Genomic DNA, 16,565 nt, shown 5'->3' with positions numbered 1-16,565 from the left:
TGATTACAGCACCGGACCCTAATGCGGAAGCGTGACAGTTTAACCGCTGAACCGTTTTAAGGGCCTATGCTGCAACGCGGCGAGGGTTAGCGCAGCACTTCCAGCGAAGCAAGTCAAACCTTGTTCAAAACACTGACCTGGACGGCTTATCGCGGCAAACTGGTCCGATCCGCTCCTGTTTGATTTCCTTCGCTTTTTACTCCACTTTTCTCTCCTGACATGGTTGCTGCCAAAACCCTGCTAGCATTGTCCGGAATCACCGATCATCGCCCTCAGAGTGACGCCTGCATGAAGGAAAAGATCTCGCTCCCCATGGCCCGGCGCATCGCGCTTGCCGCCCAAGGTTTTCTCGATCCCCGCCCAACAGCTACGCCAGACCGCCGCCATTTTGCCCGCGTGCTGGCTCGAACCGGTCTGCTGCAGATCGATTCCGTCAGCGCGGTGGTGCGCGCTCATTATATGCCGCTCTATTCGCGCCTTGGCCCTTACCCTCTCGCCTTGCTCGACAATGCGGCCATGACGCGCAAGCGCACGGTCTTCGAATATTGGGCGCATGAGGCCTCTTTCCTGCCGGTCAAGACATACCCGCTGATGCGCTGGCGCATGCAACGGGCCGAGCGCGGCGACGAAATGTATCTGGGCCTTGCCAAATGGGGCCGCGAGCACGCCGCCTATGTCGAAGAGATCTACCGCCAGGTCGTCGAGCGCGGCCCGACCGCCGCCTCCGCGCTCGAGGGCCAGAAGGGCTCGGGTGGCTGGTGGGGCTGGAGCCATGCCAAGCATGCCTTCGAATGGCTGTTCTGGGCCGGACGCATCACTACGGCGCACCGTCGCGGTTTCGAACGCTTCTATGACCTGCCCGAGCGTGTGCTGCCGCAGGCGATCCTCGATCTTCCGGTTCCGGCCGCCGAGGACGCGCACCGCGAATTGCTGCGCATTTCCGCCCGAGCCCACGGCATCGCGACATCAGGCGATTTGCGCGACTATTTCCGCCTGTCGCCGGCCGACATGAAAGGCCGGCTGGAGGAACTGGTTGAAACAGGCGAATTGCTGCCGGTGCGCGTCGAAGGCTGGGACAAGCCAGCTTATCTTCACAAGGATGCCCGTCTGCCGCGCAAGGTCGAGGCACGCGCCCTGCTGGCGCCGTTTGACCCGGTGGTCTTCGAACGCTCGCGCACCGAGCGGCTGTTCGATTTCCACTACCGCATCGAAATCTACACGCCGGCCGACAAGCGGCAATACGGCTATTATGTCCTGCCGTTCCTGCTCGGCGACAGGATCGTCGCGCGCGTCGACCTCAAGGCCGACCGGCCGGCCAGTGCCCTGCGCGTCCATGCCACCTATGCCGAGTCCGGTGCGCCGCCTGAAACCGCTGCTCAGCTCTTCGAGGAATTGAAACAGATGCAGGGCTGGCTTGGCCTTGAGCGCATGGAAGTGACGCCCGCCGGTGACTTGGGTCCGGCGCTGGCCGACATCGCCGTGTCGTAAGCCGCGTTGACACTGCCGCCTGCAAAAGCCTAAATCCGGTACAGACGGTCTCTTCTCTTCAACGAGAGGAGCTAAGAGGGAATGCGGTGAGGGACGAAATCCCAAATCCGCGGCTGTCCCCGCAACTGTAAGCGAAGAGCCAAGGCCGAAAGCCACTGGGGTGATCCCGGGAAGGCGGCTACCCAAGGCAATGACCCGCGAGCCAGGAGACCTGCCGTCTGCGACTACAGAATCCGATCGTCCGGCGGGTTTCCGGGCAAGGAGCACGATCTTTGGACCACGACAGCAGTTTTTCGGCTGGCACAGCGGATGTTTCGTCCGGCCATGATGATGCCTTGGCTGGCGTCACCGTGATCGTCTGCGCCTCCTGCCGCGATGAAACCGGCTCCGACGCCCATCCCCGCGCCGGCGAACTGCTGGCGGACGACACGCGACGCGCCGCGTCGGGCGACAACATTCGCATCAGCAGCGTCGAATGTCTCGGCAATTGCAAGCGGCGGCTCAGCGCCGCCATCCTGCGCGACGGGTGCTGGAGTTATGTCTTCGGCGACCTGACGGCAACCAGTGGCAGCGATCTCGTCACCGGCGCGAAGCTCTTCGCCACCTCGGCCGACGGTTTGATCCCGTGGCGCGGCCGCCCCGATAGCCTGAAGCGCGGCCTTGTTGCCCGCATCCCTCCCCTCGACCTGTTGAAGGACTTGAAATGACTGCTTCCGTCTCCCGCGTCCCCTGCACCGTCGTCACCGGCTTTCTCGGCGCCGGCAAGACGACGCTGGTCCGCCATCTCCTGGAAAACGCCGGCGGCAAGCGTATTGCCATCATCGTCAACGAGTTCGGCGACATCGGCATCGACGGCGAGATCCTGAAGGGCTGCGGCATCGACACCTGCCCCGAGGAAAACATCGTCGAACTGGCCAATGGCTGCATCTGCTGCACCGTCGCCGACGATTTCGTGCCGGCGCTCGACCAGATCCTCGCGCTGACTCCGAAGGTCGACCACATCCTGATCGAGACTTCCGGCCTCGCTTTGCCCAAGCCGCTGGTCCAGGCTTTCCAGTGGCCGAGCGTGAAAAGCCGCGTGACCGTTGATGGCGTCATCGCCGTGGTCGACGGGCCGGCATTGGCCGAGGGACGCGTCGCCAACGACATGGAGGCACTCCAGGTGCAGCGCGCCCAGGACGAGACGCTCGACCACGACGACCCGGTCGAGGAAGTGTTCGAGGACCAGATCGCTTGCGCCGACCTGATCATCCTGTCGAAAAGCGACCTGATGGACGCCACCGGCACCGCCCGCGCCAACGCCATCATCAACGAACACTCCGCCCGCGCGGTGAAGATCGTGCCGACGTCGCATGGCAAGGTGGATCCCTCCGTGCTGCTCGGCCTCGGACTCGCGGTCGAGGACGATATCGAGAACCGCAAGTCCCATCACGACGGCGCCTTCGACCATGAGCATGACGACTTCGATACGTTCATCGTCGACATTGCCTCGATCGCCAATCCGGACGAATTGGCGAAACGCGTCGCCACGGCTGCCGAGGAAGAGAACGTGCTGCGTGTGAAAGGCTTCGTCGAGGTCGGCGGCAAGCCGATGCGGCTGCTGCTGCAGGCCGTCGGGCCGCGCGTCAACCACTACTATGACCGCGCCTGGACGGCGCAGGACGACCGCCGCTCGCGCCTTGTCGTCATCGGCCTCAAGGGGCTGAACCGCCCGGCTATCGAGCGTATACTCGCCGGCTGATTTCGGACACAGGTTGCGATGCACATCCTAACCACGACATCCGCCTCGCTCGACGACCTCGCCGAGCCGGTCGATCTGCGGCAGACGCCGGCGGATATCGTGGCCCTGTCCTTCACCGACAGCGACCTCGCCGGACTGGCGGCAGCGTGGAAGGCCGACGCCGACCGCCTGCCCTCGATGCGGCTGGCGGCACTGCGCGACTTGCGCCATCCCATGTCCGTCGACCTCTGGGTCGACAGCGTCGCCCGTCACGCCAAAATCATCCTCGTCCGCATCCTCGGCGGTTACGACTGGTGGCGCTACGGCTGCGACCAGCTTGCCTCGACGGCGCGGGCGCGCGGTATAAAACTGGCGCTGCTGCCTGGCGAATGCCGCGACGAGGACCTAAGGCTGATCGAAGCCTCGACGCTGCCGCGCGAAGAACTCGACGGCTTGCTCGACTATTTCCGCGAGGGCGGCCTGGCGAATATGAGCGCGCTGGTGCGAAGGTTGGCAAGGTTAGCGGGGTCCGATGCGGACGTAGCAGAGCCGGTCGCAGTGCCGAAAGCCGGTTACTACGACCCCGAACGCAGCGTCGTCCCCCTCCCCCTCGAGGGGAGGGTCCGGCCGCAGGCCGGGGGTGGGGTCCTCTCTGAGACGCGCCGACTCAAAGAGACGTCGAGTCCGGTCGTACCGACCCCACCCGGCCCTTCGGGCCACCCTCCCCTCGAGGGGGAGGGAAGCGTCGTGCCCATCCTGTTCTACCGCTCGATGCTGCTGGCCGCCGATGTCGCGCCCATCGACGCCCTGTTTGAGGCGCTGCGGCAGCGCGGCATCAACCCCGTCCCCATCTTCGTCTCCAGCCTCAAGGACCCAGCATCCCTGGCGTTCGTGGAAACGTCACTGGCCTTCCTGAAACCCGCCGCCATCATCACCGCGACCGCTTTCGCTTCCGGCGCCGAGCCCGGCGTCGAAACTCTGTTCGACCGCGCCGGCGTGCCCGTCTTCCAGGTCATCGTCGCCACCACCCGCCGCGATATCTGGGAAAACAACCAGCGCGGCCTGGCGCCCGCCGACCTCGCCATGCATGTCGTGCTGCCCGAACTCGACGGCCGCATCCTCGCCGGCGCGATCTCCTTCAAGGGCGAGAGCGAGACCGATCCCGCGCTTGGCCACCGCGCCTTCGCCAACCGACCGGAACCCGATCGCGTCGCGCAGGTGGCTGACCGCGTCGCGGCCTTCATCCGCCTGCAGCAGACGCCCCGCGCCGGGCGCAAGCTCGCCATCCTGATCCCGGATTATCCGAGCGCCCCCGGCCGCACCGGCTACGCCGTCGGCCTCGACGTGCCGTCCAGCGTGTTGGCGATGCTGCATGACTTGAGCGAACAGGGCTATGGAGTTGAGGGGATTCCGGAGACGCCGCGTGCGTTGCTGGAGAGCCTGGAAACGTCCAGCCACGGGCTGAAGCTTGACGACTATCTCGCCTCTTCGACCGAATTGCCGAAGGCGGCAATGGTTGCTGTAGAGGCTGCTTGGGGGAAGGCAGAGGACGAGTTAGGTTTGCGCGAGGCACCCCCCTCTGTCCTGCCGGACATCTCCCCCGCAAGGGGGGAGATTGAGCTGTCATCTGCGCTTTCGCTAATCTCAAGCGTTGCAGAAGAGGCGCAGGCGGCGGCACTGCCAATCTCCCCCCTTGCGGGGGAGATGTCCGGCAGGACAGAGGGGGGTACTCACGCACCTACCCTCGCCAAATTCCCCTTCCGTGCCGCCACCTTCGGCAACGTCACTGTGGCCCTCGCCCCCGACCGCGGCCGCTCGGCCGACCGCCGCGCCGACTATCACGACCCGACACTGCCGCCGCGCCATGCGCTGATCGCCTTCGGCTTGTGGCTGCGCAAGTCGCTGGGCATCCACGCGCTGGTCCATGTCGGCGCGCATGGCACGCTGGAATGGCTGCCCGGCAAGACGGTCGCGCTTTCGGAAAACTGCTTTCCCGAGATCGTCACCGGTCCCCTGCCCGTCATCTATCCCTTCATCGTCTCCAACCCCGGCGAAGCGGCACAGGCCAAGCGGCGCATCGCCGCCGTCACCCTTGGCCACCTGCCGCCGCCGCTGACCGGCGCCGGCCTGGACGAGAACCAGCACAAGCTGGAACGGTTGGTCGACGAATACGCCCAGGCCGACGGGCTCGACCGCCGCCGCCGTGACCGCCTTGCCAAGCTGATCGTCGAGACGGCGCAGAAGACCGGCGTCGCCTCCGAAGCCGGCGTCGCCACGACCGACGCGCCCGATGAAGCGTTGCGCCGCATTGACGCCTGGCTCTGCGACCTCAAGGATTTCGCCATCAAGGACGGGCTGCATATCTACGGCCGCGCTCCCGATGACGAGCTCGATGCGATGCGCCGCCAAAGCGCTGATTCGGAGAAGATGGCGCTGCTTGCCGCACTCGATGGCCGCCACGTCAAGGCCGGTCCGGCAGGCGCGCCCGGGCGGGGGCGCTCGGACGTGCTGCCCACCGGCCGCAATCTGTTCACGTCGGATCCGCGCACCATGCCGACGCCGACCGCCTATGACCTGGGCAAGGCAGCGGCGGAAGAGGTCGTGCGCGGCTACATGCAATCGCATGGCGACTGGCCGCGCTCGCTGGTCATCGATCTCTGGGGCTCCGCTTCGCTGCGCACCGGCGGCGAGGAGATCGCGCAAGGGCTGGCGCTGATGGGCTGCCGGCCGCAATGGGACCCTGCGACCGGCCGTATCACCGGCATCGAAGTGCTGCCGCTGGCCACGCTTGGCCGCCCACGTGTCGACGTCACCTGGCGCATATCAGGCCTGTTTCGCGACATGTTCCCGACCCAGATCGCACTGATCGATGCCGCCGCCAACGCCGTTGCCGCGCGTGACGAGGAGGATTCGGAAAACCCGCTCGCGGCGAGGACCCGCGCCGATGGCAAGGTCAGCCCACGCATTTTCGGCACCTCGCCCGGCACCTATGGCGCCGGCGTCGAGGATCTTTTGTCCTCCGGCGATTGGGAAGTGCGCGAAGAGGTCGGCCGCGCCTATCTCGACGCCACCTCGCACGCCTATGGCGGTGCGGTGGGCGAAGGCGTCTCGGCGCCCGGCGCCTTCGAGGGTCGCATCGCCGAGGCTGATCTTCTCGTCCACACCGGCGACGACCCCGGCCGCGACATCCTCGAAGGCTCCGCCGACGTCGCCTTCATCGGTGGTTTTTCGGCAGCCCTGGCGGCCCTCGGCAGAAATGCCGACGTCATCGTGCTCGACACCACGGACCCGCAAAAGCCGAAGCCGCGCTCGGTTGGCGAGGCGGTGGCCCGCGTCGTGCGCGCCCGCGCCGTCAATCCGCGCTTCATATCGGGCCAGATGCGCCATGGCCCGCGCGGCGCTTCCGAATTCGCCGAAACGGTCGACCGGCTGGTCGGCTTCGCCGAAACCACTCATGCCATATCGGGAACGCTGATCGAGGCCGTTCACGATGCGTATGTCGGCAATCCAGCCGTCCGCGCCTTCATCCTGCGCGAGAACCCCGCCGCCGCAAAAATCATCGCCGAGCGCTTGCTGTCGGCGCGCCGGCGTGGCCTATGGCATCCCTTGCGCAATTCCATCGACGACGATCTCACGGCCCTGATTGCCGAGGCGGAAGCGCTTGGGGTGGCGGCATGAACGACTTCTCACGTCGTGGCGCCTGCCCCGCCCTGTCAGCGCCGATGCAGACCGGCGACGGCCTGCTGGTGCGGCTCAACCCGGTCGCGGGAGAATTGTCGCCGAAGTTTTTGATCGGACTGGCCGAATCCGCATTGCGGCTTGGCAATGGCATCATGGAAGTCACCGCGCGCGGCAGCCTGCAGATACGCGGCCTGACGGCGGAAAGCGCGACCGTGCTGGCGGCGGAGGTCGATGCGCTGGGCATCGCGGTGCGCACCGGTGTGCCGGTCGAGACCGGGCCGCTTGCCGGCATCGATCCTCAGGAGATCGTCGATCCCCGGCCTTTGGCGGAACGGATCAGGGCAGCGGTCGAAGAGACTGGGCTAACGCAACGGCTCGGCCCGAAGGTGTCGGTCGTCGTGGACGGCGGCGGGCAGCTGGGGCTGGATTCGGTGACGGCCGATGTGCGGCTTGCTGCAATGCGCACCGATGCGGGAGTTCGATGGCGGGTGTCTGTCGCGGGCGATGGGCAGAACGCGAGACCGCTGGTCACGGTGGAAGACGATGCAGCGCGCGATATTGCTGTTGCCGTGCTCAGGATGGTCGCCGAGAAAGGCCGTTTGGTCCGCGCGAGGGATTTGTCGGAGAGGCAGTTGGCTTCTCTCGCAGGTTGGCATTCCTTCACACCCCCCTCTGTCCTGTCGGACATCTCCCCCTCAAGGGGGGAGATTGGCAGCTTCGCTGTCCGCGCCCGCAGCTCAACATTGGTGATTGGCGAAAGCAAAGATGGGAGCGCAATCTCCCCCCCTGAGGGGGAGATGTCCGGCAGGACAGAGGGGGGCGCCGTAGAGCACTCTCGCCGGCCAATTGGCTTCTTCAACATAAGCCACGCCATCGCCCTCGGCACCGGCCTCCCCTATGGCAGCATGCCAGCCGACAAGATCATCACCCTTGCCCAAAACGCCCTCACCCTCGGCACAACCGAAATCCGCCTCGCCCCCGGCCGCGCCTTGCTTCTCCTCGGCCAACCAGCAGCCGCCAGCCAGCCCCTCCAAGACGCCGCCGCCAGCCTCGGCTTCGTCACCGCCGCCACCGATCCGCGCACGCGCATCGCCGCTTGCCCCGGCACGCCGGCCTGCGGTTCCGGCCGGATCGCCACGCGTGATATTGCCGAGACGATCGCCGCCGAAAACGCCGACGTTCTCGACTTCACACTGCACATTTCAGGCTGCGCCAAGGGCTGCGCCCACCCAGGCAAGGCAGCCCTCACTCTGGTCGGCGGCGAAAACGGAGCCGGACTTGTCGTGAACGCGACGGCAAAGGCTCTTCCTGCCGGCTACAGGCCGGGCTATGACGCCGCGCGCGGCATCAGCCGCGTCGCGGCAATGATCCGCAGCGCACGATATCAAGGCGAGACCGCCGCTGCTTGCCTGACAAGGCTCGGGCCGGCCGCTATCGCCGAGGCTTACCGACAGGCCCGAACTTACCAACAGGAATGAGCATGGCCGCCTACGACTATATCCATGACGGCACGGCGATATACGAGCGCTCCTTCGCGATCATCCGCGCCGAGGCTGATCTGTCGCGCTTCTCCGAAGCCGAGGCCGATGTCGCCGTCCGCATGATCCATGCCTGCGGCCAGGTCGAAGCATCAGGTCGTTTTGTGTTCTCCACGGATTTCGTTGCCGCCGCGCGCGCCGCTTTGGCGGCGGGCGCGCAGATTTTCTGCGACGCGGAAATGGTCTCGCATGGCGTTACCCGCGCCCGGTTGCCGGCCGGCAACGAGGTGATCTGCACCTTGCGTGACCCGCGCACGCCCGACATCGCCAAAGCGATCGGCAACACCCGTTCCGCCGCCGCGATCGACCTGTGGGGCGAGCGCATGGCGGGGTCAGTGGTCGCCATCGGCAATGCGCCGACCGCGCTGTTCTATTTGCTGGAAAAACTGCGCGACGGCGCGCCGAAGCCGGCGGCCATCATCGGCATGCCGGTCGGCTTCGTTGGTGCGGCTGAATCCAAGGATGCGCTGGCCGAAAACTCTTATGGAGTGCCATACGCCATTGTTCGCGGCAGGCTCGGCGGCAGCGCCATGACCGCCGCGGCGCTCAATGCGTTGGCGAGGCCGGGCCTGTGAACGCGCTCTCAAAAGGCCGTCTCGTTGGCGTCGGCACCGGTCCCGGCGATCCTGAGCTGCTGACGCTAAAGGCCGCGCGGGTGTTGGCCGAGGCAGATGTCGTGGCTTACTTCGCCAAGCGCGGCAACAACAGCAACGCACGCGCCATCGTCGAAGCGCAGTTCCGGCCCGAAATGACGGAATTGCCGCTGCTCTATCCGGTCACCATAGAGATCGACAAGGATCACGACGACTATCGGTCGCAGATCACGGCATTCTACGAGGAGTCCGCCGAGAAGGTCGCCGAACACCTTCAGGCAGGCAGAATGGTTGCCGTGCTGTCGGAAGGCGACCCGCTTTTCTACGGCTCCTACATGCATCTGCATGTGCGACTGGCTCATCGCTTCCCGACCGAAGTCATTCCCGGAATCACCGCCATGTCCGGCTGCTGGTCGCAGACTGGTGTTCCGATCGTCCAGGGCGACGACGTGCTGACGGTGCTGCCTGGCACGATGAGCGAGTTCGAGCTGACCCGTCGGCTGGCCGACACCGATGCCGCCGTCATCATGAAGGTCGGCCGCAACCTGCCCAAGATCAGGCGAGCGCTGGAAGCTACCGGCAAGCTGACGCGCGCCGTCTATGTAGAGCGCGGCACCATGGCTGGCAGTGTGTCCATGAAGCTTGCCGACAAACAAGACGACAAGGCACCCTATTTCGCCATCGTACTGGTCGCCGGCTGGTCGGGCCGCCCCGGCATCTTGGGAGCGCAGGCATGAGTGGCCGTCTCACCGTCATCGGCCTTGGCCCCGGCAATGCCGATCAGGTCACGCCGGAAGCCAGCCGCGCTGTCGCCGAGGCAAAATTCTTCTACGGCTACAGACCCTATCTCGACCGGCTGGAGCTACGACCGGACCAGATCCGCGTCGCTTCCGACAATCGCGAGGAACTCGCCCGATCCAAGGACGCACTGATCAAAGCGGCCGAGGGCCACGATGTTGCCGTCGTCTCCGGCGGCGATCCCGGCGTGTTCGCCATGGCGGCGGCCGTCTGCGAGGCGATCGAGGCCGGCCCAGCCGAATGGCGCGCGGTCGATGTCGCCGTCGTGCCCGGCATCACCGCCATGCTCGCGGTCGCCGCCCGCATCGGCGCGCCGCTCGGCCATGATTTCTGTGCCATCTCGCTGTCCGACAATCTGAAGCCGTGGGAGCTGATCGAGTTGCGCCTGTTGGCGGCGGCCGGCGCCGGCTTCGTCATCGCGCTCTACAACCCAATCAGCAAGGCGCGTCCCTGGCAGCTCGGCCGCGCCTTTGAATGCCTGACTGCGATCCTGCCCGGCACGACGCCGGTGATTTTCGGCCGCGCCGCCGGCCGCCCGGACGAGCGCATCGAGGTCTATCTGCTGGCGGAGGTCGAGGCTGAGAAGGCAGACATGGCGACCTGCATCATCATCGGCTCGCCGGAAACCAGGATCATCAAGCGCGCGGAGAAGCCGGCGCTGGTCTACACGCCGCGTTCGGCAGCGGGCTCGACAAAATGATCGACCCCAAATTGATCAACAATGGCGGCAAGCGCTTCGACGGTTTCAGCCGAAGGCACATCCGGCAGATCAGGCCGTCGGACCATGACCACGACGAGGCCAAGCGCCCGCGCCGCAGCGATCTTGCCGTATGTGGCCGCGCCGCCGCTGTTCTTGGACACGACGACTTCGATGCGATGCTTTTCGAGCAGCGCGCGCTCATCGGGCTCGCGAAACGGGCCACGGGCCGACAGATATTCGGCATCAGGCACGGCCAACGTGGGCTCGACCGGATCGACACTGCGAATAAGATAGTGGTGCTGGGGCGCGGCTTCGAAAACCGCAACCTCTTGCCGGCCGAGCGCCAGGAAGACACGGCGCGGCGCCGGTCCAAGCGCCTGCGCGGCATCGCCAAACGTATCGACCAGCGTCCAGCGGTCGCCTTCGACAGGCTCCCAGCCAGGGCGTCGCAGGGCAAGGATTGGCACGCCGGACGCGCGTGCGGCTTGCGCGGCATTGGCGGAGATCTGCGCCGCATAAGGATGCGTGGCGTCGATCATCAGGTCGACGCGCATCTCCCTGAGATAGGCGGCCAATCCATCGGCACCGCCAAAGCCTCCGGTTCGCACCGGCACGCCCTGTTCGACAGGGCTCTCGGTACGGCCAGCCAGCGACAGCGTGACCGAGGCACGCGCCGCCAGTTTTCCGGCCAGTTGCCGGGCTTCAGTGGTGCCGCCGAGGATCAGAATACGGTGGGTCATCATGCCTGCTGAGCGTCCGCGCGGTGCCAGGGTCAACTCACGATGGCTCACCATCGTCGGTATCGGCGAGGACGGTTTATCGGGTCTCGGCGACGAGGCCAAGCAGCGGATTGCGCAAGCGGAGATCATCTTCGGCGGCAAGCGGCACCTGGCGCTGGTCGCTTCATTCGCCAAGGGCGAGGCGCGCCCCTGGCCCACCCCTTTCGATGCCGAGATGCGCGACGTACTCGCGCTTGCCGGCCGACGCGTCTGTGTGCTGGCTTCCGGCGATCCTTTCTTCCACGGCGTCGGCGCCACGCTCGCCCGCAAGGTCAAGCCCCAAGAGATGCATGTCATTCCCGCCCCGTCGGCCGTTTCACTGGCGGCCGCCAGGCTTGGCTGGGCGCTGCAGGACATCGAGACCGTGTCGCTGCATGGCCGGTCGATCGACCTGATCCGCCCACTATTGCAGCCGAATGCCCGCATCCTGGCGCTGACCTCGGATGCCGAAGCCCCTGCGGCAATCGCCCGCCTGCTCACGGAACTCGATTTCGGCGCCTCGCCGCTGATTGTACTGGAGGCGCTGGGCGGGCCAAACGAGAATCAGCGCAAGGCCCGCGCCGACGCCTTCGATCTCGAAAACATCAATCCGCTCAACGTGCTGGCTATCGAAATTGATCCTAGCCCGCAAGCCCGTGTGCTACCGCTCACATCCGGCCTTGCCGATCATCTGTTCGATCATGACGGCCAGATCACCAAGCGCGAAATCCGTGCCATCACGCTGTCGGCTCTGGCGCCGAGGCGTGGCGAACTGCTTTGGGACATCGGTGCCGGCTCCGGTTCCATCGGCATCGAATGGATGCTGGCCCACCCTTCTATGCGCACCATTGCCATCGAGGCCGACCCGATCCGCGCCGCCCGCATCGGCCGTAATGCCGCCGCCTGCGGCGTTCCTGGACTTGTCGTGGTGGAAGGCAGCGCGCCCAAGGCGCTTGCCAGGCTGGATACGCCTGACGCGATCTTCATCGGCGGCGGCGGCAGCGATGCCGGCGTGTTGAACGCTGCCATCAAGGCCCTGCGCTCAGGCGGCCGTCTCGTCGCCAATGCGGTGACGCTGGAGATGGAAACCCTGCTTCTCGCCCGCCACGTCTCGCTCGGCGGTGACCTTACCCGGATCGCAATCTCCCGGGTATCGCCGGTCGGCTCGATGCAGGCCTGGCGGCCGGCCATGCCGGTCACCCAATGGAGCTGGGTGAAGCCATGATGGTCGCGGGCATCGGCAGCCGAAAAGGTGTGCGCGTCGAGGACGTGCTTGCCGCGATAGAAACCGCCCTGGAAGCGCATGGGCTGGCGATGACGGCCCTTTCGGCGCTGGCAACTGCCACGCTGAAGAAGGATGAAGAAGCCATCCCCGCCGCTGGCCGCGCGCTGCGTCTTCCGGTCATTGTCGTCGATGACTCAGCGCTCCAGGCCGCCTCGCCGGACGCGCTCAGCCATTCCAACCTCTCGCAGGATCTGGCTGGCACGCCATCGGTTTCCGAGGCATCCGCGCTTGCCGTCGCCGGCAAAGGCGCCAGACTGCTCGGCCCCCGCACGGTGCTCGGCCCGGTCACTTGCGCCATCGCCATCAGCGGAGACGCGCCATGACCGTTCATTTCATCGGTGCCGGCCCGGGCGCCGCCGATCTCATCACGCTGCGCGGCGCAAGGCTTCTGGCCAGCTGCCCCGTCTGCCTCCATGCCGGTTCCATCGTCGCGCCCGAGCTTTTGCAACATTGCGCGCCGGGGACAAGGCTGATCGACACCGCGCCGATGTCGCTCGATGAGATCGAGGCCGCATTTCTGGACGCTCATAGTGACGGCCACGATGTCGCCCGCCTGCATTCCGGCGACCTGTCGGTGTGGAGCGCCGTTGCCGAGCAGATCCGCCGGCTGGAAAAGCATGGCATCCCCTACACGCTGACACCGGGCGTCCCCTCCTTCGCCGCCGCTGCCGCAGCACTTCGCCGCGAACTGACCATTCCCGAAGTTGCGCAAAGCCTGGTGCTGACTCGCGTCTCCGGCCGCGCATCAAAAATGCCGCCTGGCGAGACGCTGGCGGGCTTCGGCCGCACCGGCGCCACGCTCGCCATTCATCTGGCTATCCACGCCATCGACCGCGTCGTCGCCGAACTGACCCCGCATTATGGCGGCGATTGCCCGGTGGCGATCGTCTTCCGCGCCTCCTGGCCGGACGAACGCGTGCTGACCGGCACGCTGGCCACAATCGAGGCACAGCTCGCCGCCGACCCAATGGAGCGTACGGCGATCATCTTCGTCGGCCGTTCGCTGGCAGCGGAAGGTTTTGGCGAGAGTTCATTGTACGACGCTCACTATCAGCGGCGTTTTCGCGGGCGGGACGGATTGTGAGCGGCAGCACCAAAGATACCGGCGAGAATGCCACGCTCGAAAAGGCCTTGTCGCGGCTGAATTTCAATCCGCGCCGGCTCGAGCCAGGCCATGTCTGGCTGGCCGGGGCCGGTCCCGGCGACCCTGGCTGCCTGACGCTGGAAGTGCTGGCGGCGTTGGCCGAGGCGGATGCCCTGGTCTACGACGCGCTGGTCTCACCAGATGTCGTCGCCGTTGCCGAAAATGCCGAGCTTTTCTTTGCCGGCAAGCGCGGCGGCAAACCGTCAATGAAACAGGACGACATCACCGCCCTCTTGGTGCGGCTGGCGCGCGCTGGCCGTCGCGTCGTCAGGCTGAAGGGCGGCGATCCCTATATTTTCGGCCGTGGCGGCGAAGAGGCTCTGGCGCTCGCGCGGGAAGCTATCCCGTTTCGCGTCCTGCCCGGCCTGACCTCGGGGCTCAGCGCGCTGGCCGCCACCGGCATCCCGGCCACCATGCGCGGCATCAACAAGGCCGTGATCCTGGCCACCGGCCATGCCGCCGGCACCGATGACGATCTCGACTGGGCGGCAATCGCCCGCACCGGCCAGCCTGTCGTCGTCTATATGGGCATGGCCAATCTGCCGCTGATCGCCGCGGCGCTGCTCGATGGCGGGCTGGCGCCGTCGACGCCGGCGGCGGTGATCGTCGCCGCAACGACACCGCAGGAGCGGACGGTCGTCGCCACGCTGGCCACCATTGCCGAGGAAGCCGCTGCCGCCGGCCTTGCCTCGCCGGCGCTGATCGTCGTCGGCGGCATCGTCGCCATGCGCGCGGCACTGGCGGGGAACGCATGACGGCTCGCGCCATCATCATCGGCGCGCCGCGCTCGGGCTCTGGCAAGACCAGCGTCACCATCGGCATCCTGCGCGCGCTCACCCGGCGCGGGCTGAAGGTGCGGGGCGCCAAATCCGGTCCCGACTATATCGACCCAGGCTTCCACACCGCAGCCACCGGGCTTTCCGGCGTCAATCTCGACAGCTGGGCGATGCCGCCGTCGCTGCTCAACGCATTGGCAGCGCAGGCAGCCGACGACACCGATTTCGTCATCCTCGAAAGCGCCATGGGACTGTTCGACGGCATTCCGGCTTCGCAGGGGCGCAGCGGTTCGGCAGCCGACCTGGCGCGGCTCTACGGCCTGCCGGTGCTGCTGGTGCTCGATGTGTCCGGCCAGTCGACCACCGCGGCCGCCGTCGCCAAGGGCTTTGCCACCTATGATGCGGCCGTGCGCATGGCCGGCGTCGTGCTCAACCGGCTGGGCAGCGAGCGGCACCGCCGGCTGTCCGGCGATGCCATCGAGGCGATCGGCCTGCCGGTCGTCGGCGCTATCCTGCGCGATCCGACCCTCAACCTGCCTGAGCGCCATCTCGGTCTTGTGCAGGCCGGTGAATATGACGACCTGATGGCACATCTCGACCGGCTTGCCGACATGGCGGAAAAATCGCTCGACCTCGACGCCATTATGGCCCTGGCGACACCCCTTACCCCGGCGCCCGGCGGCTTCGCTGACGCGCTGGCACCGCCCGGTCAACGCATTGCGCTGGCCGAAGATGCCGCCTTCACCTTCCTCTATCCGCATGTCGCCGCCTACTGGCGCAAGTCGGGTGCCGAAATCGTCCCGTTCTCTCCGCTCGCCGACGAGGCACCCGATGAGGGCTGCGACGTCTGCTGGCTGCCGGGCGGCTATCCCGAGCTTCACGCCGGCCGGCTCGCCGGCGCCGCGACTTTCCGCGCCGGAATGGCAAGACTCGCCGCGACGAAGCCCATCCATGGCGAGTGCGGCGGCTTCATGGTGCTTGGCGAAGCGCTGGAGGACGCGGCCGCCGAGACGCACAAGATGCTTGGCCTGCTCGGCCATTCCACCAGCTTTGCCAAGCGCAAGATGAACCTCGGCTACCGCGAGGCCCGGTTGCGTGCCGATTGTCCGCTGGGCTCAGCTGGCGCGCTGATCCGTGGCCACGAATTCCACTATGCGCAAATGACCGCCATCGGTAATGACGAGCCGTTGGCCGACCTTGCCGACGGCCAGGGCAATCCGATCGGCGCTTCGGGCTATCGGCGGGGCCATGTCAGCGGTACCTTCTTCCACGCCACAGCGAAGGGCTAGAGCATGAGGCTCCGAAACATCAGTCTGTCGCCTCGGCAGGTCCTCGACGACATCGCGCTTTGCCTGGTCTTCTTCACCCGCCTGCCGCTGCCAGTGTTCGATTTTCGCGGCCGCAGCCTTGCCGCAGCGATCTGGGCCGCACCGGCCGCCGGCCTCGTGGTCGGCCTGATCGGCGCCATCGTCTTTGCCACGGCGGAACGGTTTGGCCTTGCCATGGCTCCGGCGGCCGGCCTTGCCCTCGTGGCTACCCTGCTTACCACCGGCTGCCTGCATGAGGACGGGCTGTCCGATGTTGCCGACGGCTTTGGCGGCGGCAAGTCGCGCGGCAAAAAACTTGAGATCATGCGCGACAGCCGCATCGGCGCCTATGGCGCTGCGGCGCTTGCTCTGTCGCTGCTGATCCGCTGGAGCGTCCTTTCGCAACTCGTCGACCCCACACAGGCGCTCTTCGCCCTCGTGGCCGCACACGCGGCCTCGCGCGGTCTGCTCGGCGCCTTCATGCATTTCTTGCCGCCGGCGCGGGCCGATGGCCTGTCGGCCGACGCCGGCACCGTCTCGCGGGAAGCCGCCATGGCCGGCGCCGTGGTCGGTGCGATCCCGCTGCTCCTGCTCGGGCTGGGAGGCGCCGTTTTTGCGCTCATCCTGCTTGGCCTTTTGTTTGCCGCGTTCCGCGCCCTTTGCCTCAACCAGATCGGTGGCCAGACCGGCGACACGATCGGCGCCTTGCAGCAGGCGAGCGAAATCGCGGTGCTTCTCGTCGCTTCAGTAGCCCTTTCCTGATTCCCCTTTGACCTG

At 66.4% G+C, this 16,565-nt stretch carries 15 protein-coding genes and 1 riboswitch; of the genes, 14 read left to right on the top strand and 1 reads right to left on the bottom strand.

Translation table 11 applies throughout. The annotated features are described in order from the left end of the window. The first annotated feature begins 288 nt into the window (after positions 1-288). The 8 genes from NKH57_RS07070 (at position 289) to NKH57_RS07035 (ending at position 10,518) form a co-directional block, all read left to right on the top strand. A complete protein-coding gene (locus tag NKH57_RS07070; protein WP_352942945.1) occupies positions 289-1,488 on the top strand; it encodes a winged helix-turn-helix domain-containing protein in 1,200 nt (399 codons plus the stop codon). 28 nt (positions 1,489-1,516) lie between these two features. Further along, positions 1,517-1,721, top strand: a riboswitch (cobalamin riboswitch). Positions 1,722-1,760: 39 nt separating this feature from the next. Beyond that, a complete protein-coding gene (locus NKH57_RS07065; protein WP_352942942.1) occupies positions 1,761-2,195 on the top strand; it encodes a DUF1636 family protein in 435 nt (144 codons plus the stop codon). Continuing rightward, positions 2,192-3,229: a cobalamin biosynthesis protein CobW gene (gene cobW / locus NKH57_RS07060; protein ID WP_352942939.1), complete on the top strand. Its 1,038-nt coding sequence runs from the start codon at positions 2,192-2,194 to the stop codon at positions 3,227-3,229. Before NKH57_RS07065 ends, cobW begins: the two co-directional genes overlap by 4 nt. A gap of 18 nt (positions 3,230-3,247) precedes the next feature. After that, positions 3,248-6,886, top strand: a complete 3,639-nt coding sequence (cobN, locus tag NKH57_RS07055) for a cobaltochelatase subunit CobN (protein WP_352942938.1) — start codon at positions 3,248-3,250, stop codon at positions 6,884-6,886. Then, the gene (cobG, locus tag NKH57_RS07050) at positions 6,883-8,367 is read left to right on the top strand and encodes a precorrin-3B synthase (RefSeq protein WP_502905873.1); all 1,485 of its coding nucleotides are present in this window, start codon (positions 6,883-6,885) and stop codon (positions 8,365-8,367) included. Before cobN ends, cobG begins: the two co-directional genes overlap by 4 nt. A 2-nt stretch (positions 8,368-8,369) precedes the next feature. Then, complete coding sequence (locus tag NKH57_RS07045; RefSeq protein ID WP_352942936.1) at positions 8,370-9,002, top strand: precorrin-8X methylmutase; 633 nt, start codon at positions 8,370-8,372, stop codon at positions 9,000-9,002. Further along, the gene (locus tag NKH57_RS07040; RefSeq protein WP_352942934.1) at positions 8,999-9,757 is read left to right on the top strand and encodes a precorrin-2 C(20)-methyltransferase; all 759 of its coding nucleotides are present in this window, start codon (positions 8,999-9,001) and stop codon (positions 9,755-9,757) included. The genes NKH57_RS07045 and NKH57_RS07040 overlap by 4 nt, the downstream gene beginning before the upstream one ends. Beyond that, the gene (locus NKH57_RS07035) at positions 9,754-10,518 is read left to right on the top strand and encodes a precorrin-3B C(17)-methyltransferase (RefSeq protein WP_352942931.1); all 765 of its coding nucleotides are present in this window, start codon (positions 9,754-9,756) and stop codon (positions 10,516-10,518) included. Before NKH57_RS07040 ends, NKH57_RS07035 begins: the two co-directional genes overlap by 4 nt. Here the strand turns inward: NKH57_RS07035 and NKH57_RS07030 are convergent. Beyond that, entirely contained in the window at positions 10,482-11,258 is a 777-nt protein-coding gene (locus tag NKH57_RS07030; protein WP_352942928.1) for a cobalt-precorrin-6A reductase, read from the bottom strand. The genes NKH57_RS07035 and NKH57_RS07030 overlap by 37 nt on opposite strands. A gap of 1 nt (position 11,259) precedes the next feature. On the opposite strand from NKH57_RS07030, the gene cbiE reads away from it, so the two are divergent. From cbiE to cobS, 6 genes are read left to right on the top strand one after another with little or no spacing between them, the layout of a single operon-like run. After that, a complete protein-coding gene (cbiE, locus tag NKH57_RS07025) occupies positions 11,260-12,501 on the top strand; it encodes a precorrin-6y C5,15-methyltransferase (decarboxylating) subunit CbiE (protein WP_352942925.1) in 1,242 nt (413 codons plus the stop codon). After that, a complete protein-coding gene (locus NKH57_RS07020; protein ID WP_352942922.1) occupies positions 12,498-12,884 on the top strand; it encodes a cobalamin biosynthesis protein in 387 nt (128 codons plus the stop codon). The genes cbiE and NKH57_RS07020 overlap by 4 nt, the downstream gene beginning before the upstream one ends. Next, positions 12,881-13,645 carry a precorrin-4 C(11)-methyltransferase gene (gene cobM / locus NKH57_RS07015; protein ID WP_352942920.1) on the top strand — a complete coding sequence of 255 codons (765 nt, stop codon included), beginning with the start codon at positions 12,881-12,883 and terminating at the stop codon, positions 13,643-13,645. Before NKH57_RS07020 ends, cobM begins: the two co-directional genes overlap by 4 nt. Continuing rightward, positions 13,642-14,460, top strand: a complete 819-nt coding sequence (gene cobA, locus NKH57_RS07010; RefSeq protein ID WP_352942917.1) for a uroporphyrinogen-III C-methyltransferase — start codon at positions 13,642-13,644, stop codon at positions 14,458-14,460. The genes cobM and cobA overlap by 4 nt, the downstream gene beginning before the upstream one ends. Next, positions 14,457-15,770 carry a cobyrinic acid a,c-diamide synthase CobB gene (locus tag NKH57_RS07005; RefSeq protein WP_352942915.1) on the top strand — a complete coding sequence of 438 codons (1,314 nt, stop codon included), beginning with the start codon at positions 14,457-14,459 and terminating at the stop codon, positions 15,768-15,770. Before cobA ends, NKH57_RS07005 begins: the two co-directional genes overlap by 4 nt. Before the next feature lie 3 nt (positions 15,771-15,773). Further along, positions 15,774-16,550, top strand: a complete 777-nt coding sequence (gene cobS / locus NKH57_RS07000) for an adenosylcobinamide-GDP ribazoletransferase (RefSeq protein WP_352942913.1) — start codon at positions 15,774-15,776, stop codon at positions 16,548-16,550. The last annotated feature ends 15 nt before the right edge of the window (positions 16,551-16,565 follow it).

The organism is Mesorhizobium sp. M1050 (assembly GCF_040318715.1).
In the GTDB taxonomy this organism is placed as follows: domain Bacteria; phylum Pseudomonadota; class Alphaproteobacteria; order Rhizobiales; family Rhizobiaceae; genus Mesorhizobium.
Note: the sequence above shows the minus strand (reverse complement) of the source record. Positions and strands in the feature narration are given on the sequence as shown.

What these genes read in the sequence shown, in the direction of transcription:
- NKH57_RS07070 (WP_352942945.1), top strand. Translation starts at nt 289, where the DNA reads ATGAAGGAAAAGATCTCGCTCCCCATGGCCCGGCGCATCGCGCTTGCC.
- cobW (WP_352942939.1), top strand. Translation starts at nt 2,192, where the DNA reads ATGACTGCTTCCGTCTCCCGCGTCCCCTGCACCGTCGTCACCGGCTTT.
- cobN (WP_352942938.1), top strand. Translation starts at nt 3,248, where the DNA reads ATGCACATCCTAACCACGACATCCGCCTCGCTCGACGACCTCGCCGAG.
- cobG (WP_502905873.1), top strand. Translation starts at nt 6,883, where the DNA reads ATGAACGACTTCTCACGTCGTGGCGCCTGCCCCGCCCTGTCAGCGCCG.
- NKH57_RS07045 (WP_352942936.1), top strand. Translation starts at nt 8,370, where the DNA reads ATGGCCGCCTACGACTATATCCATGACGGCACGGCGATATACGAGCGC.
- NKH57_RS07035 (WP_352942931.1), top strand. Translation starts at nt 9,754, where the DNA reads ATGAGTGGCCGTCTCACCGTCATCGGCCTTGGCCCCGGCAATGCCGAT.
- NKH57_RS07030 (WP_352942928.1), bottom strand. Translation starts at nt 11,258, where the DNA reads ATGACCCACCGTATTCTGATCCTCGGCGGCACCACTGAAGCCCGGCAA.
- cbiE (WP_352942925.1), top strand. Translation starts at nt 11,260, where the DNA reads ATGCCTGCTGAGCGTCCGCGCGGTGCCAGGGTCAACTCACGATGGCTC.
- NKH57_RS07020 (WP_352942922.1), top strand. Translation starts at nt 12,498, where the DNA reads ATGATGGTCGCGGGCATCGGCAGCCGAAAAGGTGTGCGCGTCGAGGAC.
- cobM (WP_352942920.1), top strand. Translation starts at nt 12,881, where the DNA reads ATGACCGTTCATTTCATCGGTGCCGGCCCGGGCGCCGCCGATCTCATC.
- NKH57_RS07005 (WP_352942915.1), top strand. Translation starts at nt 14,457, where the DNA reads ATGACGGCTCGCGCCATCATCATCGGCGCGCCGCGCTCGGGCTCTGGC.
- cobS (WP_352942913.1), top strand. Translation starts at nt 15,774, where the DNA reads ATGAGGCTCCGAAACATCAGTCTGTCGCCTCGGCAGGTCCTCGACGAC.